Raw genomic sequence first — 24,906 nt, forward strand, 5'->3', positions numbered from 1 at the left:
ATGGAACTCCTGGTCCACGGCGTGGGTGGCGCCACGCCCGAGAAGATGCTGAACGACCCGCGCACGGTGCGGATCACCGGCGACGACACGGCGGCCGTGTTCCGGCGCGCCGAAGACGTCACTGCGGACACCGGCCCCGCCGACGACCGCGGCCGCGACGCCCCGGTACCCGAGGCCTACGTGTGGTCCAACCTCACCTCCGGCAACGGCACCCGCGCCCTGTGGCTCCTGCTGCTCCCGTTCATGGTCGTCAACCTCGCCCACTGGATGCGCCCCGCCGCACGGGAACGCCTCCGCGCCGTGCGGTTGTACGGGCTGCTGGTGCGGCTCGCGGCGCTCAGCCTGACGGTGTTGCTGGTCGCCGCCGCCTGCGAGGTCGCCCTCGACCTCACCGCCTGGCAGTGCGCGGGCACGACCGCGTGCGCCGGGCGTCACTCCTGGCTGGGCTTCCTCTCACCCGCGGTGTCGGACGGCGGCTGGTGGAGCCTGCCCGGCCGCCGGCTCGCCCTCGCCGCCCTGGTCCCGACCGCCCTCACCGGACTCCTCTGGTACCTGTCCCACCGCACCTGGCGGGCCTACGAGTCCCAGGAGCCCCTGGACCTCACGAGTGAACCCGAGAACGGCGCAGGTCACACCGCACTCGGCCGGCCCGGCTTCTGGTACGGGCGCCGTCTGGTGGCCCGCCTGCGCGCGGCGCACACGGCGGCGGGACTGCTGACGGTGGCCGCCGCGGTCGGTACGGCGGCCGTACGCCAGGACCGCCGCCCCGGCGGCCCGCCCCTCCTCGACGTGCTCGGCCGGCTGCTGGAGGCGTCCCTGGTGGCGGGCGCGCTGGCCACGGTGTGGGTGGTGTGCCGCCGGGGCCGCAGCGAGCACCGCCTCGACCGCCGCCTCGACGCGCACCTCGTCCACCGTCTGCCGTCGGCCGCCCTGGTCCTGCTCGCCCTCACCCTGGTGTACGCCGGCTGGGAGCGCCCCGGCTGGCACTCCGAGGGCAGACTTCCCGGCGACGCGACCTTCGGCGCGCTCGCCCTCGCCCAGGGCGCCCTGGTGATCGCCCTCGCCGTCGTCGCCCGAGTCCTGCACCACTGCCCACGGGAACGCTCCGCGCGGGGGGACGGCAGCGCCGCCGTCCCGCACTTCCAGCAGGAGCGGTGCGCCCTGCACGGGCTCGGGGGCCCCGCTGTCGCGATGCTGGCCTGCGCTCTCGGCGGGGTGATGTCCGGCGGAGTGTCACAGCGGGTGTCGGACTGGCTGGACGGCACCGGGACCTCCCTCGACGGACCGCCCGTGCTGTTGACCTGGCAGGCGTCCGTGATTCCCGTGTTGATCGTCGTCCTGCTGGCGCTGTGCGCACTGCTCGCCCGGCGGACCGTGCTGCTGACCCGCGCCGAGCAGGACGCCGTGGTCCGGGACTACGGGGTCGGGCACGGTGACCCGGCCCGCACCCGGCGCATCGCCCGCGCCCGCGCGATGGCCACGCTCACCGACCGAGGCCCGCTGCTCGTCGCCGTCACCTCGGTCGCGACCCTGATCCTGGGCGCGGGGGCGCTCGCCGGCGCGTTCAGCACCGGGAAGACCCCGGTCCGGGCCGGGGACGGGGCCCAGCCGTTCGTGCAGGGCGCCGCCCAGACCGCTCAGGCCCTGGGCTCCTGGCTCATCGGACTCGGCTTCGTCCTCTTCGTCACCTGGGGCCGACGCGCCTACAAGGACCCCTCCGCGCGGCGCACGATCGGCATCCTCTGGGACGTCGGCACCTTCTGGCCGCGCGCCGCGCACCCCTTCGCCCCGCCCTGCTACGCGGAGCGCGCCGTACCCGATCTGACCTGGCGCATCGCCGGCTGGACGCGCGCCACGGGCGGACGTCTGGTGATCTCCGGCCACTCCCAGGGCAGCGTCCTCGCGGCCGCCGCGGCCTGGCAGTTGAAACCCTCCGACCGCAGGCGGGTCGCCCTGCTGACCTACGGCTCCCCGATCGAGCGCCTCTACGGCCGCTGGTTTCCGGCCCACTTCGGCCCGGCCGCGCTCGCCGCCCTGCACGAGGACATCGCCTGCTGGCGGAACCTGTACCGGCTCACGGACCCCATCGGCGGCCCGATCCGGCTGTCCGGCGACGACTGCGGCCCGCAGGTGGACCGTGAGCCTCTCGCGGACCCGCTGGCGTACGGCCGCGACGAGGAACACCCGTTGCCCGCGCCCGTCCTGGGCCACTCCGACTACCAGGCCGACCCGGCGTTCGCGCAGGAACGCGGGAAGCTGCTGGGGCGTCTGCGACCTGAGGTGCCCCAGCAGCGCGCCTGAGCGCGATCAGGGCAGCTCGGGCAGGTCCTCCGCGTACACCAACGTCAGGTCGTCGGTGCTCGGCTCCGCCACCTGGGCGACCCGGCTCGCGTGCCGCTCCACCATCGCCTCGAACGTCTGGCGCGCGGTACGCCCGTTGCCGAAGGCGGGCCCCTTGGGGAGCTCCGTGAAGTACTTCAGCAGGGCCTCCGCGGTGCCCGGGCCGAGCCGGTACTCATGCTCCTCGGCCTGCTGCTCCACGATCCGCAGCAGTTCGTCGGGGCCGTAGTCGCCGAAGGTGATGGTCCGTGAGAAACGGGAGGCCACACCGGGGTTGACCGAGAGGAACCGCTCCATCTCCGCGGTGTAGCCCGCGACGATCACGACCACCGAGTCCCGGTGGTCCTCCATGAGCTTCACCAGAGTGTCGATGGCCTCCTTGCCGAAGTCCCGGCCCGCGTCCTCCGGCGACAGCGCGTACGCCTCGTCGATGAACAGCACCCCGCCGTGAGCCCGTTGGAAGGCCTCCTGGGTGCGGATCGCCGTCGAACCGATGTGCTCACCGACCAGGTCGACGCGGGACACCTCGACGAGATGCCCCTTCTCCAGGACGTCCAGAGCGGCGAGGATCTCGCCGTAGAGGCGGGCGACCGTCGTCTTACCGGTGCCGGGGGAGCCCGTGAAGACCAGATGGCGCTTGACCGACGCCGCCTTGAGCCCCGCCTGCTGGCGGCGCCGACCCACCTCGATCATGTCGATGAGGGCCCGCACCTCGCGCTTGACGCTCTCCAGACCCACCAGCGTGTCCAGCTCGCCGAGCACGTCCTTCGACGTCCGCACCGACGACTCCGGCTCACCGGCGGCCTGCTGCGGCTCCGGCGCGATGACCCGCTGCTCGGGGACCAGGCCCAGCCGACCGGGTGACTGGAGGGTCGCCTGAACGGCCGTCTCCGGCGCGGCCCCCGGTGTCCGCACGCCCGCGCTCTCGTCGCTGGTGCAGTCCTCGACCACGGGAGCGGATCCCGGACCCGCGTCCGCCCCGGCGTCGGCGAACTCGTAACCGCCGCGCGCGCAGCGCTCCGTACGGCACTTCCGCAGCGTCGTACGACTGCCGTCTATCACGTGGAAGCCGTAGCCGCCGCTGTTCGTCACCCGGCAGTTCAGGAAACTGCCGCGGCCGCCGGCCGACACATAGAACCCGGCCTCGGCGGGGGAGTCGACGGTGCAGCGCTCGATCGTGGGGTCGGCGCCCTTGGTGACGATCACGCCGGTCTGCGTGCTGTCCACGGTGCAGTTGTTGAGGGTGCCGCCGCTGCCGTGGTCGCGGAACCACGCGCCGGTCGCGGCGTCCCGGATCCGGCAGTCGTCGAGCTGGGCGGTCGCCCCGTCGCTGACCGACACGGCCGTGTTGCGCACCTGGGACAGGTCGCTGTCCACGACGTCGGCGCGGGAGCCCCGGTCGAGGACGAACAGGGCGTCCGGCACGTCGTGCACCCGGCACGAGTCGAGGACCGCGGTCGCGCCGTCGCTGACCCAGACGGCCGGGTAGTCGCCGGTGCTGTCGAAGATCTCGCACTGGTTGGCGTCCACGCGCGTACCCGGGTCCCACACCGACAGCCCGTTGCGGCCGAACTGACGCACCGTCGTGCGAGTCAGCGTCAGGACCGAGCGGGAGCGCAGGTCGACCGCGTTCTCCGGGATGTCGTGGATACGGCAGTCGGCCAGGGTGAGTACGGCGTCCGTGTCGAGGGTGACGCCGTCGGCGGTCGTGCGGTGCACATCGCAGTCGGTGAGGTGCGCGGTGGCCCGGGCGGTGATCTGGACGCCGCCGCCCTTGATCTCGTAGACCTCGCAGCCCACCGCTTCCAGGGAAGAGCCGTCGCCGGTCGCGCTCAGACCCGCGCCCGACGTGTGGTGCACCCGGCAGCGCTCCAGCCGGGGGTGGCCACCCCCGCGCACCGAGACGCCGGCCTGACCTGCCGCGACGACTTCGCACTCCTCGAAGACGCCACCGCCGCCGTCGACCACGGCGATACCGATGCCCGCCGGATTGTCGACGGTGCAGCGCCGGACCGTCGGACGGGCGCTGCCACGCACCTCGATGCCCGCCGCGGACCGCGTGACGATCCGCACGTCCAGCAGCTCCGGCGTGCCCTCCTCGACGAGCACCGCGGGCGCCGCCGCGTCCTGGCCCTCGACGTGCAGGTCCTGCACCACGGCCGACGCGCGCACGGTCAACGGCACCCCGTCCAGGGGCGCCAGGCGCACGGAACCCGGGGAACCCTCGGGACCGCGCAGCGTCACCGACCGCTCGACGACCAGGTTCTCCCGGTAGGTCCCGGGAGCGATGGTGAGGACGTCACCCTCGGCCGCGGCCTCGAGGGCGGCGGCGAGCGACGCGTACTCACCCGTGCGGCGCCGCCACCTCGATGTGCCGGTGTGCGTCACCTGGACCGTGCCCTGTGCCATGGCGTTGATGTGCCCCCACCTCGTGGTACGCGCGTTGATGCCGAATGCTTCGGCCGGTCCACCGTAGCGTGCGCGCGGGTGGTGGTTGACCAGAAACGGCGGGCCGTCAGCTGCCGGTACCGGTGCGCCCCCAGTCCGGGCCCGCCCGGTCCCAGGCCTGGTCCCAACGGGCGTACCGGCGCCGGACCATGCGCCAGACGATCAACCGCCGGCCGCCCTCGAACGTGCCCGCGGTGAGCAGGGCCGCGCCGAAGCCGGCGAGCACGGCGTGCGTCGTCGCCGTGGCGGAGTCGAGCGGCCGGGCCACCAGGCGGCCGTGCCCGTCCGTCCATATCCCGAAGTGGTCGCCGCTGTGCGGGGCCTTGAGGCCCGCCAGGACCGTGCCGTGCTGTGCCGTGCCGTCCGGCGCCGTCCAGTCCGCGAGGACCCGGGTGCGGGCCTCCCGGCCGGCGGCCGTCTCGGGGTCCACCTCCAGTGGCGCGCCGTCCACCTTCCGCACCACGGTGGCCGTGACCTCGTGGCGGGACTGCCGCTGCTCGTGGACCGACTGCTGCAGGACGTCCTGTGCGACGGCGCCGACGACGGAGCCCACCACAGGCGCGACGAAGAGGATCAGCAGCAGGGCCGACAAGGCCACCCATGCCTCGACCAGATCCGTCGTACGACGCAGCGGGTTGTGTCGCCAGCGCCAGATTCCGCCGATCGATCGCACCGCCCGCACCCCCTTCCCCGCTCCGTGATAACCCCCGTCGGAGTCGTTCACGCGCGGGTCCGGGGAAAGAGAGAGCGAAATCACCAGGGCCCGGGCCCTCTCATGAACTTCTCACGCAAGCCCAACGATCAGGAGCCGCACAGGGGTTCCCGCGGATCGCCCGGTCCCCGACCGAGGCCGGAACTATGCGAGCACACGCACCGGATCGCCGACTCTGACCGTGCCGCGACCGAGAGGCACCAGGTTCTGTCCGAAGACGAGCTTGCCGCCGAGGCGCCGATGCCGGCCCAGGGTGTACAGGGGTTCCTTGCCACGCGCCGCGGTGCCCTGGTCGGTGGTGGTCACGACGCACCGGCCGCACGGTTTGGCGACCCGGAACTCGATTTCGCCGACGGCGAGGCGCGACCAGCCGTCCTCGGCCCACGGGTCGGTGCCCGCCAGGACCAGGTTCGGCCGGAAACGGTTCATCGGCAGCGGTCCCTCCCCGGCGTGCTCGCCCTGGGCGATCAGCGAGTTGAGGGCGTGCAGCGAAGCCGTCGTGGTCGCCAGCAGCGGATATCCGTCGGCGAAGGCGACGGTCTCGCCGGGCCGCGCGTACCGGGGGTCGACGGGGCGACGCGTCGCGGGATCGTCCATGTGGACCAGCCGCACGTCGGCGCCGACGTGGGCGGTGCACCAGGCATGCCCGGTGTCGTCGGCGAGGACCCCCTCCACCTTGTCGCGGAAGATCTCCAGCGACACCGTGCCCTCCGGCTCGGGCACCGGCACGGTCAGCGGCTCGAGACCGGGCGCGGACAGACGTACGCCGCCGCCGGGCAGGAGCTCGGCGGCGGCCAGCGCGAGACGCGGCCGCTGCCGTTGGGTGACGACCTTTCCCCCGTCGTCGATCAGCGCCCAGCGCCGGTCACCGGCCAGCCCCCAGGGCTCCACGACGGCCTCCCGGGGCGTCTGGCCCCGGAACGCCTTGACCGGATGGACGTGAATCGACAGCAGCTCCGCATGCCCCATGGGGTCATCCTGCCAGGTGGCACCGACGACCCCGTCGGGTCAGTAGCCGCGGTACTGCTGGTTGTACGGGTCCTGGTACTGCGGCGCGGCGGGCCGGGGAGCGGCCGGGCGCATCGCGTCGTAGCCCGTGCCGGGACCCGCCGGACGCTGCTGCTGCGCCTGGGGTCCGGGGTAGCCGCGCGGCGCGGCGGGCTGCGGCGGGATGTACGCCGCCGGGGCCTGCTGCAGCGGTGCGGGCTGCTGCGCCTGCGGGTAGCCGTAGTACCCCTGCGAGGGGCCCGCCGGGAGGGCGGGCAGCGCCGACGGCAACGCGGGCAGGTTGCTGTTGCCCATGTCGTACGCGGCGGGGACCCGGATCGGGGCGATCTGCGGGGTGCCCCGCTCGGCCACGAGCGAGTCGTAGATCGGAGTGTCCGGGAAGGAGGCGTAGTAGCCGCCGCCATAGGTGGAGCGGGGGGAGGTCATGGCACATAAGTTAAGCCCACGATGTGCTGGTTGGGGAGACCGATAAGAGGGTTGATTTCCGTGTCGGCGGTGGCTTCGGACCCCTAATGCGAGCGAATTTGGGAAAAAGGGACGGCGAGCGCCCGTCAGATCGTGTAAAGGCCGAGTTCCGAGCGGGTTACCGGGGGTTGGGCAGGGCTGATCCTGCGCTCTCGATGGGCGTTCACCGTCGTGCGCAATAGGTTGGCCGGACAGACAAGCCGAGGGTGCCGAGGCGTGCGGCCCGGTGCACTGACACGCGATGGGGGCGTACATGTCAATGTCGAAGGGGTCCAATGCTCCGGTGCCGACCACGGCACTGCGGGTCGAACTGGGCTGGCGCTCGGGACCGGGTGTTCCGGACACGGACGCGTCCGCACTGCTGCTGGTGGGCGGAAAGGTCCGTTCCGACGCCGACTTCGTCTTCTACAACCAGCCGGCCCACTCCTCCGGAGCCGTCCGCCACGAGGGCAAGCGCGACGCGGGAGGCCGGGTGACCGACAGCCTTCTCGTCGACCTCGCGCGCGTGGAGCCCGCGATCGAGACCATCGTTGTGGCGGCCTCGGCCGACGGTGGTTCGTTCGGCCAGGTGCCGGGCCTGTACATCGAGGTACGGGACGCGGCGCAGGGAACCGTCGTGGCGCGCTTCGACAGTGCCGGCGCGACGGTGGAGACGGCCTTCGTGCTGGGGGAGTTCTACCGCCGCCAGGGCGCCTGGAAGTTCCGGGCCGTCGGCCAGGGCTACGGCAGCGGTCTCGAAGGGCTGGCCACCGACTTCGGCATCGCCGTGGACGAGCCGCAGCGAGCGGCCGCCCAGGCTCCGTCGACCCCGCAGGCTCCGCCGCCCCCGCCGCCGACCGTCCCCGCCTTTCCGGCCACGGTGCCCCCGCCCGTCCACCAGGCTCCGCCGCCTCCGCCGCCCGCACCGCCCGTCGCGCCGGTCCGGCTGACCAAGGTGACGCTCACCAAGGCCGCTCCGTCGGTGTCCCTGAGCAAGCAGGGCGGCACCTCGGGCGCCCTGCGCGTGAACCTCAACTGGGAGGTGCGCAAGCAGTTCTCCGGGTGGGGCAGCAAGCGCGGTCGGGCGGTCGCCATGCACAACGACCTCGACCTCGACCTGTGCGCCCTGTTCGAGCTCGCCGACGGCCGCAAGGGCGTGGTCCAGGCCCTCGGCAACGCCTTCGGCGCCCTGCACCAACCGCCGTACATCCATCTCGACGGCGACGACCGTACCGGCGCCTCGACGAGCGGGGAGAACCTGACCGTCAACCTCGACCACAAGAACGACTTCCGGCGCATCCTCGTCTTCGTGACCATCTACGAGGGCGCCCGTTCCTTCGCCGACCTGCACGCCACGGTCACGCTGCAACCCCAGTTCGGAGCGCCGATCGACTTCTCCCTCGACGAGTGCACGGTCCCCTCGACCGTGGCGGCGCTCGCGCTGATCACCAACAACGGGGGCGACCTCGTCGTCCAGCGCGAGGCCCGCTACCTGGTGCCCGAGCGCGGGGTGAGCCCGCAGCGTACCGTCGACTACGCCTACGGATGGGGCATGAACTGGACACCGGGCCGCAAATAGCGACCCCACGGCCGGGGGCCTCCCTGGGTGGAGGCCCCCGTGCAGGGGCTCAGCCCTCGTCGGCGACGGCGTCCGGACGGGCGTAGGTGCGGCCCTTCCAGGCCGCACCGCGTCCCCTGTAGTGCTGGACCGCGGAGTCGACCGTCATCAGCAGGTAGAGGAACGCGGTGAACGGCAGCAGGGGAGCCGGCCACAGCGGCTGACGGTAGTAGCGCAGCATCGGGACGTACGTCCCCGCCATCACGAGCCACGCCAGACCGCCGGACGCCGCCGTCGCCTTACTGCCGACGGCGAGCCCGCCGAACAGCGCGAGCGGCGGCACCAGGTACACGAGGGCGAGGCCCAGCACCGTGCCCGTCAGCAGGAGCGGACTGTGCCGCAGCTGCGCGTAGGCGCTGCGCGAGACCATCCGCCACAGGTCGTGCAGCCTCGGGTACGGGCGCACGCTGTCCACGCCGTCGGCCAGCCCCAGCCAGATGTGACCGCCCGCGCCCTGCACGGCCCGCGCGAGTGCCACGTCGTCGATGACGGCGTGCCGGATGGCGTCCGGGATCCGCGCCCGCTCCGCCGTTTCGGCGCGCAGCAGGACGCAGCCGCCCGCCGCGGCAGCCGTCCGCGCCCCGCGTCGGCCGATCCGCCGGAAGGGATAGAGCTGCGCGAAGAAGTAGACGAAGGCGGGCACCACCAGCCGCTCCCACGGGCTCTCCACCCGCAGCCGCGCCATCTGGGAGACGACGTCGAACCCTCCGGTGCGCGCCGCCGCCACCAGCTCCCGCAGACTTCCGGGACCGTGCGCGATGTCGGCGTCCGTCAGGAGGAGGTACTCGGGCTCACGCGCGCGTGCCAGGCCGATGCCGTGGCGCACCGCCCACAGCTTCCCCGTCCAGCCCGCCGGAGGTTCGCCCGGCGAGTCCACGGTCAGCGGGAGCCCGCCGTGCTGCCGGGCGAGCGCGCGCGCCAGCTCTCCCGTGCCGTCGGAGCTGCCGTCGTCGACGAGGAAGATCTCCGCCCGCCCCGGGTAGTCCTGCGCGAGCAGGGAGGGCAGGCTCGCGGGCAGCACCGCCGCCTCGTCGCGCGCGGGGACGACGACGCAGACGGGCGGCCACTCACGCGGATCCTCCCGGGCCGGCAGTCTGACGTCCGTGCGCCAGAAGAAGCCCTGACAGAGCAGCAACCACAGCCAGGCGGCCAGAGACACGGCGGCGATCCACACGATGGCGCTCACGCGCGCAGTCTGCCCCACGCCGCCGGGCCGCAAGAGCACATCGTCTATGGTGGCCGGGTGAAGATCGCGCTCATGGACTCCGGAATCGGCCTGCTGGCGGCCACCGCCGCGGTACGGCGACTGCGACCCGACGCCGATCTCGTGCTCTCCCTCGACCCCGACGGCATGCCCTGGGGACCGCGCACCCCGCAGGACCTCACCGAGCGCGCAGTCGCGGTCGCCGCGGCCGCCGCCGCGCACCGGCCCGAGGCCCTCATCGTCGGCTGCAACACGGCGACCGTGCACGCCCTGCCCGCGCTGCGCTCCCTCCTCGAACCCGGCATCCCGGTGATCGGCACCGTCCCGGCGATCAAGCCGGCCGCGGCCGGCGGCGGCCCCGTCGCGATCTGGGCCACGCCCGCCACCACCGGCAGCCCCTACCAGCGCAACCTCATCGAGGATTTCGCCGGCGACGTCACGGTCGCCGAGGTGCCCTGCTGGGGACTGGCGGAGGCCGTGGAGCACGCGGACCAGGCGGCGATCGACGCCGCGGTCACCGCCGCCGCCGCCCTCACCCCCGAGGAAGTGACGACCGTCGTCCTGGGCTGCACCCATTACGAACTGGTCGCCGACCGTATCCGGGCCGCCGTGCAGCGCCCCGGCCGCCCGCCGCTCGTCCTGCACGGCTCGGCCGGTGCCGTGGCCGCGCAGGCCCTGCGCCGCATCGGTGCGCGCCCCGCACCCGAGGCGGCGACCCTCGGCACCGTGACGATTCTCCTCAGCGGCCGTCCGGGCGGTCTCCCGGCACCCGCCCTGGCCTACGCGGAAGGCCGGCTGCTCGAAGCCGTCAGCCCCGCCCGGTAAGGCGCCGGGCTCGCCCCGCCGCACCCCGGGCCGCTCGCCGCCCGGGCGGAGCAGTCACCCTGTGCAACGGACTACCGGCCCAGCGAAACCTGAGTAACCTCATGAACATGAGGGACCATCCCCACGACGAGAGCATCCCGCTTCCCGACGTCCCGCATCGCGACGCTCCGCATCCCGACGTCTGGACCGGGCGCGCCACCAACCGGTTCCAGTGGCTGCTGGCACTCGTGGGCGCCGCCTGTCTGGCGCTCGGCATCGAGCTCGCCGTCGAATCCGCGTGGACGTCCGGAGTCGCCCCGCTCGCCATGTCCGTCGTCGGCTGTATCGCCGCCGGGTTGCTCGTTCTCTTCGGCACCCTCGCCTTCGTGCACGTCGATCTGAAGCTCGACCGGGAGTCTCTCGAAGTGCGCTGCGGCCACATCGGGCTGCCACGCCGTCGCATCCCGCTGGCCCATGTGGCGGGCGCGGACTTCGAACCGCTGGTCACTCCGCGCCACTGGGGCGGCTGGGGCTATCGCTGGCGGCCCGACAAGGGCACGGCCGTCGTGGTCCGCCGCGGGGAGGGCGTGGTGCTGCGGCTCTGGGACGGTCACACGTTCACGATCACCGTGGACGACGCCGAGTCGGCGGTCCGCGTCATCAGGGACCGGCTGCGGGCGGGCGCCCCGGACACCCGGCCCTGACGCCCGCACCGGGTACGCGCCGAGGTCAGGCGGCCGGGCGGTCGCCGTGCTGCAGGTCCCGGTCGGGTTCCGACCGAACTCCGGGCGCCGCCGGTTCCTCGGCGAGGGGCCGGGCCGTGGCCAGCCCGGCCAGCAGACCGGCGCCGACCGACACCGTCGTGAAGCTCAGCGCGTTGCCGATCGCGGCCACGGCGGCCAGAGCCGTCAGCGCGGCACCCGCGGTGAGGACGACCGGAGTGGGCCGCGGCGCACGCCACAGCGCGAACAGCACCCAGCAGAAGACCGCGGCGAGCAACAGCACACCGACGACACCCTGCTCCGCCGCCAGTTGCAGCGGCGCCGAGTGCGGCTTGCCGTCGGACAGCGTGGCCCGGGCCGCCGTACTGCTCAGCTCTCCGAAGCGCCCGGGGCCCACGCCGAGACCGGCCTCCCGGTGGGCCATGCCCAGCGCCTCGCGCCACAGGTCGACCCGGTGCGGCGTCAACCGGTCCGTCAGCGGGCCGACGAGGCCGCCGGACAGCGCGTCCGCAGCGACCGCCCAGGTCAGGCCGGTCACCAGGGCGGCAACCACCGCCAGGCCCGCGAGACCCGGGCCCCGGTGGCGCATCCCGCCCGCGGCCAGGGAGCACAGCAGCACCGCGCAGCACGCCACCACAGCAGTGGTCGAGCCCAGCACAGCCCCGGTGACCGCGCTGCCTCCGGCGAGCAGCCGCAGCCCGAACCGCAGCGCGGGCACCGGCGTCGCCCATGCGGCGCAACACGCGGCACCGGCCGACAGGGTCAGCACCGCGGCGGTGGCACCGGCATGGCCCAGCGGCGCGACGACGTCGGGGCCCGAGGTGAGCCGGGGCCGGGTCACCGACAGAGCGAGCCCGGCCAGCGCCCCGGCGCAGGGCGCGGCGACCGGCAGCAACACGCCGAGGATCCGCCCCGCCGCGTAGCCGGCGGCCAGCGCCAGCACCGCGAGCAGCACACCCTCGGGCCGTCCGTCGTGCACGGCGGCGGTGACCAGGGACCAGATCGCGCAGGCCCCGAGCACGGCCACGCCCGCCGCGTCGGAAACGTTTCTTCTCTCTCCGTCCGCGTCGGCCGCGGACGACATCCCCGTGGAACCCACCCCGTCCCCCCGAACCGGTCGCCCCCCGACCGTGACGGCCCTGAGCCGTGACGGACCCCGGTCACCCGCGCGACCGGAGCTCTGCCACACCGTAACGGCTGGTGTGCGGTTTGTGGATGAGTTGCGTCGGCTTGTATGGCAATCGCGGGCCGCCCCGCGGACTGTGCTGTCGGCCAAAAGGTCACTCGCCGTACACTCCCGGAGTGACCGTCACCGCTACTTCCGTGGGCCAGCCGGACCAGCTGGAGCCCCAGGCCGCGCGGGCTCCGCGCGGCGCCCGGCTCCTGCGCCTCGTCCCGGCCGCCGCAGCGGCGCTCTCCGGAGTGCTGCTCTACGTCAGTTTCCCGCCGCGCACCCTGTCGTGGCTGGCGCTGCCGGCCTTCGCCGTCCTGGGCTGGGTGCTGCGCGGGCGCAGCTGGAAGGCGGCCCTCGGCCTCGGCTACCTCTTCGGGCTGGGTTTCCTGCTGCCGCTCCTCGTGTGGACCGGCGTCGAGGTCGGCCCCGGGCCCTGGCTCGCCCTGGTGGCCATCGAGGCGGTCTTCGTCGCGCTGGTCGGCGTCGGCATCGCCACCGTGTCGAAGCTGCCGGCCTGGCCGCTGTGGGCGGGGGCGCTCTGGATCGCCGGCGAGGCGGCACGCGCGCGTGTGCCCTTCCGCGGCTTCCCCTGGGGCAAGATCGCCTTCGGCCAGGCGGACGGCGTCTTCCTGCCCCTGGCCGCGGTGGGCGGCACCCCCGTACTCGGCTTCGCGGTCGTCCTGTGCGGTTTCGGCCTGTACGAGGTCGTGCGCCTCGTCCTGGAGCGGCGGCGCACGGGCGAGGTGCGGCGGTCGGCGGCCGCTCTTGCGCTGCTCGGCGTGGCCGTCCCGGTCGTCGCGGCCGTCGCCGCCCGTCCGCTGGTCAGCGACAAGGCGGAGGACGGCACCGCGACGGTAGCCGTCATCCAGGGCAACGTCCCCCGTCTGGGCCTGGAGTTCAACGCCCAGCGCCGCGCCGTGCTCGACTACCACGCGCGCGAGACGGAGCGCCTGGCCGCCGAGGTGAAGGCGGGCAAGGTCCCCCAGCCCGACTTCGTGCTGTGGCCCGAGAACTCCTCCGACATCGACCCCTTCGCCTACGCCGACGCAGCCGTCGTCATCGACAACGCGGCCAAGGCGATCAAGGCGCCCATCTCGGTCGGCGGAGTCGTCGAGCGGGACGGCAAGCTCTACAACGAGCAGATCCTTTGGGACCCGGTCAAGGGACCCACCCAGACGTACGACAAGCGGCAGGTCCAGCCGTTCGGCGAGTACCTCCCGCTGCGCTCGCTCATCGGCGCCATCAACGAGAACTGGACCTCCATGGTCCGCCAGGACTTCAGCCGGGGTTCCAAGCCGGGCGTCTTCGACATGGACGGCACCGAGGTCGGCCTCGCCACCTGCTACGAGGCCGCCTTCGACTGGGCCGTGCGCGACACCGTCACCCACGGCGCCCAGCTGATCTCGGTGCCCAGCAACAACGCCACCTTCGACCGCAGCGAGATGACCTACCAGCAGCTGGCCATGTCGCGCGTCCGCGCCGTCGAGCACAGCCGCACCGTCACGGTGCCCGTGACCAGCGGCGTCAGCGCGATCATCATGCCGGACGGCAGGATCACCCAGAAGACCGGCATGTTCGTGGCGGACTCCCTGGTGCAGAAGGTGCCGCTGCGCTCCTCGGAGACGCCTGCGACGAAGCTGGGCATCCTGCCCGAGATCGCCCTGGTGCTCGTCGCCGTGGGCGGCCTGGGATGGGCGATCGGCGCCGGGCTGCGCTCCCGACGCGGCGCGACCGGCTGAACAGGCGGCCCGGATAGGGTCGCCGCATGGCGACTCCTGACTTCATCACCGACATCCGGGCCTCCGCGGGCCACCAACTGCTCTGGCTGCCCGGCGTCAGCGCTGTCGTCTTCGACGACGAGGAGCGGGTGCTGCTCGGCCGGCGTGCGGACAATCATCAGTGGTGCCTGATCTCGGGCATCCCGGACCCGGGCGAGCAGCCCGCGGACTGTGCGGTCCGGGAGGTGCACGAGGAGACAGGCGTGCACTGCGTGCCCGAACGCATCGTCATGGTCCGGGCCGGCCGGGAGGTGGAGTACCCGAACGGCGACCGATGCCAGTTCATGGACATCACCTTCCGCTGCCGGGCCGTGGGCGGCGAGGCACGGATCAACGACGACGAGTCGGTCGAGGTGGACTGGTTCGCGCTGGACGCCCTGCCGCCGATGCGCGACTCGCAGCTGTTCCCCATCAAGCAGGCGCTCTCCGACGAACCCACGTGGTTCGAGACCACGCCTTCCGAATGAAGTATGGGCGGTGACCACATAGGGCGAGGAGCTCACTCTGCCTAGGGTCGGCCCATGACTTCGCCCCAGGTCGCCGCCCCCGGTCCCGCCGCCCCACTCCTCGACCTCGGCGGTCGCACCGCTCTCGTCACCGGTGCGGCAGGCGGCATAGGACGTGCCTGTGCGCTGCGGCTCGCGGCTGCCGGGGCCACGGTCCGCGCCGTCGACCGGGACGCGGCAGGACTGGAGACGCTCGCCGCGAGTGCGGCCGGCCTGCCCGGCGCGGTCGAACCGTACGCCCTGGACCTCACCGACCTGGACGCCGCCGAACTCGCCGCCGCCGGGACCGACGTCCTGGTCAACAACGCGGGACTGCAGCGGGTGTCGCCCCTGGAGGACTTCCCGCCGGACGTCTTCCACACGGTGCTCACCGTGATGCTGGAGGCGCCTTTCCGGCTCATCCGCGGCGCCCTGCCCCACATGTACGGGCAGGGCTGGGGCCGCATCGTCAACGTGTCCTCCGTGCACGGACTGCGCGCCTCCGCCTACAAGTCGGCGTACGTCGCCGCCAAACACGGTCTCGAGGGCCTCTCCAAGACCGCCGCCCTCGAAGGCGCGCCCCACGGGGTGACCTCCAACTGTGTCAATCCCGCCTATGTGCGCACCCCGCTCGTGCAGCGGCAGCTCGCCGACCAGGCACGGACACACGGCGTCCCCGAAGAACGCGTGCTGGTCGACGTGCTCCTGCGGGACAGCGCCGTCAAACGGCTCATCGAACCGGAGGAGGTCGCCGAGGCCGTGGCGTACCTGTGCGGCCCGCAGGCGTCCTTCGTGACGGGCGCCTCGCTGGTCCTCGACGGCGGCTGGACCGCACACTGAACCCCCTGTCGGCCCCCGCCGACGGAGTTGTCCACAGGGCTGACGGGGCGGCCCGGCGATGAGGAATCCTGAGAGCATGTCCCGCGATCACGTGAAGGGCGCCACGGCAGCCCTCGGCCCCGTCCACGACGCCGACGCGCCGTTCCTCGAGCTGCTCGCCCGGGGTGCGGCCGCCGAGGCGTACGACCGGCCCGTGCTGCTCGCGCGCGCCGAGGGAGGGGACGGCGAGCGGATCGCGGCACTCGAACACGCCAAGCTGCTCGCACTGCGGGTGCGCTCGGAACTCGAGGGCCGACGCCGACGGGAGGCCGAGCTGTCGGCGCTCTTCGAGACGGCCCACGACCTCGCGGGCCCACGCGACGTGGACGCCGTTCTCCAGGCGATCGTGCAACGGGCCCGCTCGCTGCTCGGCACCGACATCGCCTACCTCAGCCTGCACGACCCGGCCAGGGGCGACACGTACATGAGGGTCACCGAGGGCTCGGTCGCCGCCCGCTTCCAGCAGTTGCGCCTCGGCATGGGCGAGGGACTCGGCGGCCTGGTCGCCCAGACGGCCCGCCCTTACGTCACCGACGACTACTTCCGCGACGACCGCTTCCGGCACACGACGACCATCGACGCGGGCGTACGTGACGAGGGACTGGTGGCGATTCTCGGCGTTCCACTCACACTGGGGCCCCATGTCATCGGGGTGTTGTTCGCCGCCGACCGGCGCGCCCGGGTCTTCGAACGGGAACAGATCGCCCTGCTCGCGTCCTTCGCCGCGCTCGCCGCGGCCGCCATCGACACGGCCAACCTGCTCACCGAGACGCGCTCGGCCCTGGCCGGCCTGGAGCACGCCAACGAGATCATCCGGGACCGCAGCGCGGTCATCGAGCGCGCCTCCGACGTCCACGACCGGCTGGCCGAACTGGTCCTGCGCGGTGGCGGGGTCCACGACGTGGCCGCCGCCGTGTCCCAAGTACTCGACGGCACCGTGGAGTTCCTGGAAAGCGCACCGCCCGACGCGTTGGAGGCATCCCGCGCGGAAGGCCACGCCGTACGCCATCAGGACGACTGGATCGCGGCGGTGGCAGCGGGCGGAGAACTGCTCGGCGCTCTGGTGCTGCGCGGCCACCGGGACCTCGACCCGGTCGACCAGCGCACCCTGGAGCGGGCCGCGATGGTCACCTCCCTGCTGCTCCTGGCCAGACGCTCCGCCGCCGAGGCCGAACAACGCGTTCGCGGCGAGCTCCTCGACGACCTGCTCGAGGCCCGCGACCGTGACCCGCGCCTGCTGCGCGAGCGCGCCGCCCGGCTGCACGCCGACCTCGACGCGACCCACGTCGTGCTCGCGGCCCGCCTCGACGCCGCCGCACCCGACGCGGACCAGGAGGCGGCCGCACGCCGACGCCTGTGGTCCGCCGCCTCGCACCTCGCCGCCACCCGGCACGGCCTGGCAGCCACCCGCGACGGCGGCACCGTCCTGCTGCTGCCCCTCGAACACGGCGACACCGCGACGGAGCTTGCCCGCCGTACCGCGCTGCACCTCGGCACCGCCGTCCACGAAGCGGTCACCGTCGGCGCGTCCGCGCCGGTGCGCGGCCTCGCCGCCGACCCGGACACGGTGGTCGCCGCGTACGCGGAGGGCCGCCGCTGCCTCGACGCACTGCGGCTGCTGGGCCGTTCCGGCGACGGGGCGGCCGCCGAGGACTTCGGCTTCCTGGGGCTGCTCCTCGCGGGCGACCGGGACGTGGCGGGCTTCGTGGACCGCACCATAGGCCCGGTCGTGGCCTACGACGAGCGGCGCGGTACCGACCTGCTGCGCACCCTCGACGCGTACTTCGCCGCCGGCATGAGCCCGGCCCGAACCAAGGACGAACTCCACGTTCACGTCAACACGGTGGCCCAGCGGCTCGAACGCGTCGGCCGTCTCCTCGGCGACGACTGGCAGAGCCCCGCCCGCGTACTGGAGATTCAACTCGCCCTGCGACTGCACAGGTTGTCGACGTCTGCGCCACACTGAACCTGGACCGCGCTGATCCCTGCGCCACCCTCGACCCCGCACCGCCGTCGACCCGCACCGCCGTCGACCCGCACCGCCGTCGACCCGCACCGCACCGCACCCTGACGTACGGACCTCCGAACCTACGGCTCTCCGAACGCGTCGGCCTCCGTACGCGCGGGCGGCGTACGGAGGCGGCTGCGCGGGGGTGGGCGGGGATACGGGACCGGGATTCAGACGGCGCGCGCGTCCGTCGCGGGAGCCTGCGTGTGTTCCGGGCCGGCGGCGGGCCCGCCGCCGGCCGGATCGCTGTCGGCCAGGTCGCGGTGACGGGTCTCCTTGGCGACTCCCACGGCGACGACCGTCACCAGGGCCGCGGCGATCACGTACAGGGCGATCGGCGTGGAGCTGTCGTAGTCGGCCAGCAGTGCGGTGGCGATCAGCGGCGCCGGCGCGCCTGCCGCCACCGAGGCGAACTGGGCGCCGATGGAAGCGCCGGAGTAGCGCATACGGGTCGCGAACATCTCGGAGAAGAAGGCGGCCTGGGGCGCGTACATCGCCCCGTGCAGAACCAGGCCCACCGTCACGGCGAGGACGAGGCTGCCGAACGCGCCGGTGTCGACCAGTGAGAAGAAGGGGAACATCCAGAGCCCGATCCCGACGGCGCCCAGAAGATACACGGGGCGCCGCCCGATCCGGTCGGACAGCGCACCCCAGGCGGGAATCACCGCGAAGTGCACGGCGGAGGCGATGAGTACGGCGTTGAGCGCCGTCTGTTTGGAGACACCTGCCGAGGTGGTCGCGTACACGAGGATGAACGCGGTGATGACGTAGTAGGAGATGTTCTCCGCCATACGCGCGCCCATCGCGACCAGTACGTCACGCCAGTGGTGCCGCAGCACCGACACCAGAGGCAGTGGCTCCGCCTCCGCCGAACGCACCGCCTTGCGGGCCTCGGCCTTCTCCAACGCCTGCCGGAAGACAGGGGATTCATCGACAGACAGACGAATCCACAAACCGACGACCACCAGCACGCCGGAGAGAAGGAAGGGGATCCGCCAGCCCCAGGAGGCGAAGGCGGCGTCGGAGAGCACGGCGGTCAGCAGGGACAGCACGCCGGTCGCGAGCAACTGCCCTGCGGGCGCGCCCGTCTGCGGCCACGAGGCCCAGAAACCGCGCCGCCGCGCGTCCCCGTGCTCGGACACCAGCAGAACGGCTCCGCCCCACTCACCGCCGAGCGCGAAGCCCTGGACCAGCCGCAGCACGGTCAGCAGCACGGGCGCGGCGCTCCCGACGGTCGCGTGCGTCGGCAGCAGCCCGATCGCGAAGGTCGCCCCGCCCATCAGCAGCAGACTGAGCACCAGCAGCTTCTTGCGCCCGAGCCGGTCCCCGAAGTGCCCGAAGACCAGCGCGCCGAGCGGCCGCGCGGCGAAACCGACGGCGTAGGTCAGGAACGACAGGAGCGTGCCGACGAGCGGGTCGGAGCCCGGAAAGAACAGCTTGTTGAAGACGAGGGCGGCGGCGGAGCCGTAGAGGAAGAAGTCGTACCACTCGATGGTGGTGCCGATGAGGCTGGCGGCGACGATGCGCTTGAGGCTGGCGGGGGGTGGGGGAGCGGTCGCGGGGGTGGACATCGGCACCACTTCCAAGCGGTTGGCGGGGACGGGTTCGTGTCGCCATACCGTAGGAATCCGCAGGTCAGGGGCACATGTGGTGGGGCAACACAGTTCGAGGGTCGGCTATGCGTGTGGCCACCATGCCGGCTCACGGACACGCGGTTCGGGGTCTCGACGGTCGTCGAAACGAGTGCCGTCCGGGATGTGTAGACCGGCGTCTCCGCCCGGAAGTCGACGCGCTACGACTACTCGGGCGCCGCCTGGGGCAGGAGCGACGACGAGTTCAGCAAGTCCGCCCTGCGCACCTACAGCGAGTGGCGTGGCTACCCAGCAGGCGCCGGCGTTCTCGGCGACCTGACGTTCATCCGGGAGGGCTGGAAGACCTTGGGACGCGGCTGCGACGACGTCGTCGTCTCCTGCGGGCCTCCGCCCACCGCCTGACCGGCGCGGCCTGCCAAGGTGGGCCGCGCACCACACCACCCGCACCGAGCACGGACTGCACCACAGGAGCGAACACCATGGGCAAACAGCGCATCACCGTCTGTCTGCCGCCCGTAGGCCCCGAAGGGTTGAAGCAGGCGATCGGGCAGGCCATGGACCCCTTCCGGTACGACCGTGAGGACCGTCCCCATCCGGACTGGGTGGGGGAGTGGAGCTACTGGTTCGTCTCGGGGGCGGGCTGTCTCTTCGACGTGTTGCCCGGCCACGAGGAGGACCCCCGGCTCGTGCGCTACGACGACTGGACCGAACCCCCGGAGGACCTGCCGCCCTCCCGCTGCCACGGCGGCCCGCGCAGCATCCTCGACCTCGACACGCCCCGCGCCGCCGAGGCCCGCCGGGCCGGCGACACCTGGACGGCCTACCAGACCTTCTCCGATCGCTACCCGCCGGCGCTTCCCTTCCACCACTTCGCCGAGCGGGCCAGGACCCTGGACCCCGAACACGCCAGGGAGGAGGCCGTGACCGCCTTCCGGGAGCAGCCCCTCATCCGGGCTATCGAGTCCGACCCCGCCCTGGAGGAGCGGTTCGGCTCCGACCCCGCCTACCACTTCGACGAGGATCTCGAGACGTACGTCTCCCGCCACGTGGCCGCCGTGTTGCCCACCCCCGCCCTGCTCACCCTCGACGGGCGGTGGGTGGAGGGCGGCGGCCCCGATCACGAGCGCATGTTCAACGGCTACCTGGACGGTCTTCCTGCCGACACGATGGTTGTGCGGGTGCTGTACCACGCGTGACGCAGCAAAGGTATCGGCGCTATCGCGTGGGCCGGCAAGACGGCATGTGTGAGAGCCGTGATGAACGGCCCGTCGATGAGGCGAAGGCGCACATGCGATGACGATGACGGAGCGACGCGCGATGGCGCTGGGGTGCGAGAAGTTGACTACGATCTGTCAGACCTACTGGCCTCTGGGGCAGCTCCGCTGTCGGGCCGAACTCTCGTCTGCCGCCCTTGACCGGCCCGGTTGGGTTCCGGTGCTGGGTCGGTGCTGAGTTGCAGGGTGCCAAGAAGGCAACTCTGCAGGTCCTAGCCCCGATCGAATGAGTGTCGTGCCACTCGATGGTGGTGCCGATGAGGCTGGCGGCGACGGTGCGCTTGAGGCTGGCGGGGGGTGGGGGAGCGGTCGCGGGGGTGGACATCGGCACCACAGGACGGCGACGCCCCCGCCGTTGTCGCCAAGGCGATCGTCACGGCAGCGACCGACGCGAAGCCGAAACTGCGCTACACCGCCGGCCCCATGGCCGGACGAGCGCGCCTGCTCCCCTTTGTTCCTGCCTGGGCCTTCGACAGGCACATCCGCAAGACGAACAAGCTGGCCGGCTGACACCCGCCACCCGCGAACCCCCATCACGCCGTCGGGACCGGGAGAGGCCCATGTCCGAGACCCGCACTCCGCCACCGTCGCGAGCCGGCGCGCCGCCGCGTCCGCCGCGGATCGCGGTGACGTCGACGCCGCGGCCGCGTGCCTGGGCCGCGACGTCGTGCTCGGCTCGCCGCTCACCGAGCGGTTCCGGCTCGAGGGACCTGACCGGCTGCGCTCCTTCCTGACCTCGGCGTTCACGGCGGTCGAGGACATCCGCCGCCACACTCGGACCGGCGAGGGCGACGCGTACACGCTGTTCTGCCCGGCGCGGGTGGGCTACCGGCCGTTCGAGGAGGCGCAACTGCTGCGGCCCGGCGACGAGTCACACATCAAGGAGATCACGCTCCTTCGGGGCCCAGCGTGTGCTGCCCGCGGTTCTCCGTGTGTCCGCGGGACGGCCGCCGGCCGGAGCTCAGCGCAGGCCGGCGAAGAGGTCGTTCTCGGGCAGGGGCGCACCGGTGGTGTCGTGGACCCGCACGAACGTCTCCACGCCCATGAGCTGCGTGAACCTCTCCTTGCCCATCCGCAGGAAGAAGATGTTCTCACCCTGGCTGGCATGCGCGGCCAGCGCGTCGAACTTCTGGCCGGCGAAGTCGGTGGTGTCCACCCACGTGGTGATCTCCTCGTCGGGCAGGCCGATTTCGGGCCCCTCTTCGGCCTCGGACGGATCCGGCTCCTCCCAGTCCCCGCCGAACTCGCGCATGATCTGCCCGAACTCCTTCATCATCGAGCGCGGAGCCGTCGTCCAGTACACCTTCGACGCCATCCCGGTCAGCGACAGCGCTGCCATCGTGATCCGGTTCGCCTGGATGTGATCGGGGTGGCCGTAGAACCCGTTCTCGTCGTAGGTCACGACGACATCCGGCTGGTAGCGCAGCATCAGTTCGGCCAGCCGAGCGGCTGCCTCCTCCACGGGCGTACTCCAGAACGATCCGGGCGCGGTGTTGGCCGGCCAGCCCATCATCCCGGAGTCGGCGTACCCGAGCAGCTCAAGATGACCGACCCCCAGGACGTCGCAGCTCGCTTCGAGCTCGCTTCGACGCAGCACGGCAACGGCGGCCGGATCATGCCCGGGGTCGCCCGGCTTGGCGCCCCCCGGACCGTCACCGCAGCCACCGTCGGTGCATGTGACAAGTACCGTGCGGATGCCCTCCGCCGCATAACGCCCCAGGACACCCCCGGTTCCCGTGGCCTCGTCGTCCGGGTGGGCGTGCACTGCCATCAGCGTCAAAGGCCGGTCAGCCATGAAATCCATCCCCTGTTCGGTCAAGCGGTCGGTGCCAGTCTGCGGCACAGCGGAACGTGACCGCCCGCAGCCCGCCGAGTCCGTCCGGCGTCCCCAGGATCCGACCGGCCCGGGTTCACCCGCTGCTGACCTTCAACTGATCATTTCCGAAGTGATCATTTCAGCACGAGCCCCGGCCGGATAGACCGCTTCTGGAAGGGCAAGCCCGGGCGGACCGCCTTCGGTTGGGCGGGGAGGCCCTGATGGCCGTGTTCGGCGCGACGGTCCCGGAGGGCTTGCGCGACCTGAAGCGAGCCGCTCCAGTCGCGGCTCGAGGCGACCCGACGAAAGGGACGGTGTGGGCGGGCGGCCTCCTGTGCTGCTGGGACATGGGGCGGCGCCTCGGCTTGGAAATTGAAAACCGGTCGGTTTACCATGGAGCTGAAACCGACCGGTTTCACCAGTCGGAGTCCCGGCAGGGTGCCGCGTCCGCACCTCCGGTTCCGTCGGCGGCCATGTGGGCCGAGAGCGGACGTTCCGAGGGTCGCCGGCCCGCAATGAAGCTGTCCGGCCCGCTGCGGATACGAGTGTGCTGTCCAGGACCGGAGTCGACTGGAAGGTGATGGACGAGAAGGAGATGAAGGAGGAACTCGGCAAGGGCAAGCTGTACGGCGCGCTCGTCGCCCCCGCCGACTTCACCTCCGCCACCACCGCACTCACCGGCGCCGCGACCACCGGCGCCGCACTCACCGGCGCCGCGACCACCGGCGCCGCGACCACCGGGGCCCCGGCCCGCCCGACGCTGACGGTGCTGACCAACCAGTCCGCCGGCAGCGTGGGCTCCGCTCTGGCCAGGACGGCGACGACGCAGGCGGCCGAGAGCGCCTCGCTCCAGGTGGGCAGGGAGCTGACGGCCCGGAGTGGGGCCGGACAGGCGCAGTTGCCCGCCGCGGCACGCGTCCTGCTGGCCGACCCGGCCGCCGTCACGGTGAGGGACGGCCACCCGCTCGACGCGCACAGTGGCCTGGGTCTGACGGCGTTCTACTACGCGCTCGTCCTGGTGGTCTGCGGCATGCTCTCCGCCAACGTCATCAGCGGCCAGGTGGACCACGCCCTCGGCTACACCCACAACGACATGGGCCCACTGCGCCTGCACCGCCCGCTGGTCCGCGCGACGCGGGTGCAGACCCTCGCCATCGGCGGCACCCTCATGGCCGGGCTGTCCCTGCTGATGGGCACGCTGGTCATGGCGGGCGCGGTCGGCCTCATGGGCATGGACGCCTCCCACCTGCCGCTGCTGTGGCTGTACTCGGTGTGCGCCATTGCCGTCGCCGGGACCGGCGCGCTCACCCTCCTCGCCGTGTTCGGCACGCCCGGCATGCTGGTGGTCACGCTGGTCTTCATCGGGATGGCGGTGCCGACGGCCAACGCCACCACGCCGATTCAGGCGCTGCCCGGCTTCTACCGCTTCCTGGCGGAGTTCGAGCCGCTGCGGCAGATCACCGGCGGCATCCGCTCGATCCTGTACTGCGACGCCCAGGCCGACGCCGGTCCGACCCGGGGCTGGGTCATGATGGCCGTCGGCCTCGTGGCGGCCGTCCTCTTCGGCTTCGGCATGACCAGCTGGTACGACCGCAAGGGGCTGCACCGCATCCCCGCCGAGACGGAGCCCGATCAGGCCGCTGCCCCGGCGTAGCGGAACGCGGCTCACCCAGGACGGGGCCACTGTGCGGAGTGCCGGGGATGCGCCCGGCGCCGGGCGGACGCCTGAAAGCCACTCAGAGCCCCGGCGGCTGGGCCTTGAAACCGATCGGTTTCTATTTCGTCCGATGCGAGTTAACCTCACGATATGACCACCAACGTGAAGCCAAGTCCCAGAGAGCGGCTGCTGGAGGCGGCGGCCACGCTCACCTACCGCGACGGCGTCGGCATCGGCGTCGAGGCGCTGTGCAAGGCGGCGGGGGTGTCGAAGCGCTCCATGTACCAACTGTTCGAGAGCAAGGACGAACTGCTGGCGGCGAGCCTGAAGGAGCGTGCCGCTGACTTCGTGGCGACCCTCCTGCCCCCGGCGGACGATGGCCGTTCCCCCCGCGAGCGGATCCTGTACGTCTTCGAGCGGGTGGAGTCGCAGGCGGGTGGGCCCGACTTCCGAGGCTGCCGGTACCTGGCTGTGCAGATCGAGCTCAAGGATCAGACCCACCCCGCGAGCCGGGTGGCCCACCGGATCAAGGCGAACCTGACGGCCTTCTTCCGTGGCGAGGCCGAACGGGGTGGCGCGAGCGAACCCGACCTGCTGGCCCGGCAGCTCATCCTGGTCTTCGACGGCGCCAGCGCCCGCGCGGGAATCCAGGCCGACAACCTGACCGGGCTCATCGCACCCACGGTGGACACCCTGCTCGATGCGGCAGGCATGCGCTGACGTACCCCGTGTGCGAGCAGGCCCGGAGACCGAAGCGCTCTTTCGGGTCGAAGCCCGTCTCCGGCGGCCCGAGCAGCGCCGACGGCTTCACGCCCCTGCTTTCCGGCCGTCCGAGGAAAGCCCGATGGCCGTAGGAGTGTCGCCGACCATGCCACAGGCGTAGAAGCTTGTGGTCGCGTGGACATCGGCACCCAGCGACAGACGCACCGTCTCCCACAGTCTC

At 72.4% G+C, this 24,906-nt stretch carries 19 protein-coding genes and 1 pseudogene; 12 read left to right on the forward strand and 8 right to left on the reverse strand.

Annotated elements, in window-relative coordinates:
* Entirely contained in the window at positions 1 to 2,301 is a 2,301-nt protein-coding gene (locus tag ACIPFH_RS37085) for a hypothetical protein (RefSeq protein ID WP_401833426.1), read from the forward strand.
* Between the two features lie 6 nt (positions 2,302 to 2,307).
* On the opposite strand, the gene ACIPFH_RS37090 is transcribed toward ACIPFH_RS37085, so the two are convergent.
* From ACIPFH_RS37090 to ACIPFH_RS37105, 4 genes are all read right to left on the reverse strand, one after another.
* On the reverse strand, positions 2,308 to 4,749 hold the full coding sequence (locus tag ACIPFH_RS37090) for a right-handed parallel beta-helix repeat-containing protein (RefSeq protein WP_401833425.1): 2,442 nt from the start codon (positions 4,747 to 4,749) through the stop codon (positions 2,308 to 2,310).
* 106 nt (positions 4,750 to 4,855) lie between these two features.
* Positions 4,856 to 5,461, reverse strand: a complete 606-nt coding sequence (locus tag ACIPFH_RS37095; protein WP_401833423.1) for a hypothetical protein — start codon at positions 5,459 to 5,461, stop codon at positions 4,856 to 4,858.
* A 183-nt stretch (positions 5,462 to 5,644) separates the two neighbouring features.
* Positions 5,645 to 6,469, reverse strand: a complete 825-nt coding sequence (locus ACIPFH_RS37100; protein ID WP_401833420.1) for an MOSC domain-containing protein — start codon at positions 6,467 to 6,469, stop codon at positions 5,645 to 5,647.
* Positions 6,470 to 6,508: 39 nt separating this feature from the next.
* The gene (locus ACIPFH_RS37105) at positions 6,509 to 6,934 is read right to left on the reverse strand and encodes a DUF6643 family protein (protein ID WP_401833417.1); all 426 of its coding nucleotides are present in this window, start codon (positions 6,932 to 6,934) and stop codon (positions 6,509 to 6,511) included.
* A gap of 280 nt (positions 6,935 to 7,214) precedes the next feature.
* On the opposite strand from ACIPFH_RS37105, the gene ACIPFH_RS37110 reads away from it, so the two are divergent.
* Positions 7,215 to 8,531, forward strand: coding sequence for a TerD family protein (locus ACIPFH_RS37110; RefSeq protein WP_401833415.1), 1,317 nt, complete (start codon positions 7,215 to 7,217; stop codon positions 8,529 to 8,531).
* Positions 8,532 to 8,580: 49 nt separating this feature from the next.
* On the opposite strand, the gene ACIPFH_RS37115 is transcribed toward ACIPFH_RS37110, so the two are convergent.
* A complete protein-coding gene (locus ACIPFH_RS37115; protein WP_401833602.1) occupies positions 8,581 to 9,744 on the reverse strand; it encodes a glycosyltransferase in 1,164 nt (387 codons plus the stop codon).
* A gap of 69 nt (positions 9,745 to 9,813) precedes the next feature.
* On the opposite strand from ACIPFH_RS37115, the gene ACIPFH_RS37120 reads away from it, so the two are divergent.
* Positions 9,814 to 10,599, forward strand: coding sequence for a glutamate racemase (locus ACIPFH_RS37120; RefSeq protein WP_401833413.1), 786 nt, complete (start codon positions 9,814 to 9,816; stop codon positions 10,597 to 10,599).
* Between the two features lie 107 nt (positions 10,600 to 10,706).
* Entirely contained in the window at positions 10,707 to 11,282 is a 576-nt protein-coding gene (locus tag ACIPFH_RS37125) for a hypothetical protein (protein ID WP_401833411.1), read from the forward strand.
* Positions 11,283 to 11,307: 25 nt separating this feature from the next.
* Here ACIPFH_RS37125 and ACIPFH_RS37130 read toward each other — a convergent pair whose 3' ends face one another.
* Positions 11,308 to 12,384, reverse strand: coding sequence for an O-antigen ligase family protein (locus ACIPFH_RS37130; RefSeq protein ID WP_401833409.1), 1,077 nt, complete (start codon positions 12,382 to 12,384; stop codon positions 11,308 to 11,310).
* A gap of 218 nt (positions 12,385 to 12,602) precedes the next feature.
* Here ACIPFH_RS37130 and lnt point away from each other — a divergent pair, with 218 nt between their 5' ends.
* From lnt to ACIPFH_RS37150, 4 genes are all read left to right on the forward strand, one after another.
* On the forward strand, positions 12,603 to 14,213 hold the full coding sequence (gene lnt, locus ACIPFH_RS37135; protein WP_401833406.1) for an apolipoprotein N-acyltransferase: 1,611 nt from the start codon (positions 12,603 to 12,605) through the stop codon (positions 14,211 to 14,213).
* Between the two features lie 26 nt (positions 14,214 to 14,239).
* Positions 14,240 to 14,719, forward strand: a complete 480-nt coding sequence (locus tag ACIPFH_RS37140) for an NUDIX hydrolase (RefSeq protein ID WP_401833404.1) — start codon at positions 14,240 to 14,242, stop codon at positions 14,717 to 14,719.
* Positions 14,720 to 14,773: 54 nt separating this feature from the next.
* Positions 14,774 to 15,577 carry a 3-hydroxybutyrate dehydrogenase gene (locus tag ACIPFH_RS37145; RefSeq protein WP_401833401.1) on the forward strand — a complete coding sequence of 268 codons (804 nt, stop codon included), beginning with the start codon at positions 14,774 to 14,776 and terminating at the stop codon, positions 15,575 to 15,577.
* A 76-nt stretch (positions 15,578 to 15,653) separates the two neighbouring features.
* On the forward strand, positions 15,654 to 17,582 hold the full coding sequence (locus tag ACIPFH_RS37150; protein WP_401833398.1) for a helix-turn-helix domain-containing protein: 1,929 nt from the start codon (positions 15,654 to 15,656) through the stop codon (positions 17,580 to 17,582).
* A gap of 212 nt (positions 17,583 to 17,794) precedes the next feature.
* On the opposite strand, the gene ACIPFH_RS37155 is transcribed toward ACIPFH_RS37150, so the two are convergent.
* Positions 17,795 to 19,195, reverse strand: a complete 1,401-nt coding sequence (locus tag ACIPFH_RS37155; RefSeq protein WP_401833397.1) for an MFS transporter — start codon at positions 19,193 to 19,195, stop codon at positions 17,795 to 17,797.
* A gap of 500 nt (positions 19,196 to 19,695) precedes the next feature.
* Here ACIPFH_RS37155 and ACIPFH_RS37160 point away from each other — a divergent pair, with 500 nt between their 5' ends.
* Both ACIPFH_RS37160 and ACIPFH_RS37165 read left to right on the forward strand, forming a co-directional pair.
* Positions 19,696 to 20,412, forward strand: coding sequence for a hypothetical protein (locus tag ACIPFH_RS37160; protein ID WP_401833396.1), 717 nt, complete (start codon positions 19,696 to 19,698; stop codon positions 20,410 to 20,412).
* A 405-nt stretch (positions 20,413 to 20,817) separates the two neighbouring features.
* Positions 20,818 to 21,000, forward strand: a pseudogene (locus ACIPFH_RS37165) (short-chain dehydrogenase/reductase); the annotation flags it as partial.
* A 451-nt stretch (positions 21,001 to 21,451) separates the two neighbouring features.
* On the opposite strand, the gene ACIPFH_RS37170 reads toward ACIPFH_RS37165, so the two are convergent.
* A complete protein-coding gene (locus ACIPFH_RS37170; protein WP_401833395.1) occupies positions 21,452 to 22,285 on the reverse strand; it encodes a PIG-L family deacetylase in 834 nt (277 codons plus the stop codon).
* Positions 22,286 to 22,853: 568 nt separating this feature from the next.
* On the opposite strand from ACIPFH_RS37170, the gene ACIPFH_RS37175 reads away from it, so the two are divergent.
* Together ACIPFH_RS37175 and ACIPFH_RS37180 are read left to right on the forward strand one after the other, a co-directional pair.
* Positions 22,854 to 23,960, forward strand: coding sequence for a DUF3533 domain-containing protein (locus ACIPFH_RS37175; protein ID WP_401833393.1), 1,107 nt, complete (start codon positions 22,854 to 22,856; stop codon positions 23,958 to 23,960).
* Positions 23,961 to 24,113: 153 nt separating this feature from the next.
* On the forward strand, positions 24,114 to 24,683 hold the full coding sequence (locus tag ACIPFH_RS37180; RefSeq protein ID WP_401833390.1) for a TetR/AcrR family transcriptional regulator: 570 nt from the start codon (positions 24,114 to 24,116) through the stop codon (positions 24,681 to 24,683).
* The last annotated feature ends 223 nt before the right edge of the window (positions 24,684 to 24,906 follow it).

This window comes from Streptomyces sp. NPDC088157, from assembly GCF_044741545.1.
In the GTDB taxonomy this organism is placed as follows: Bacteria; Actinomycetota; Actinomycetes; order Streptomycetales; family Streptomycetaceae; genus Streptomyces.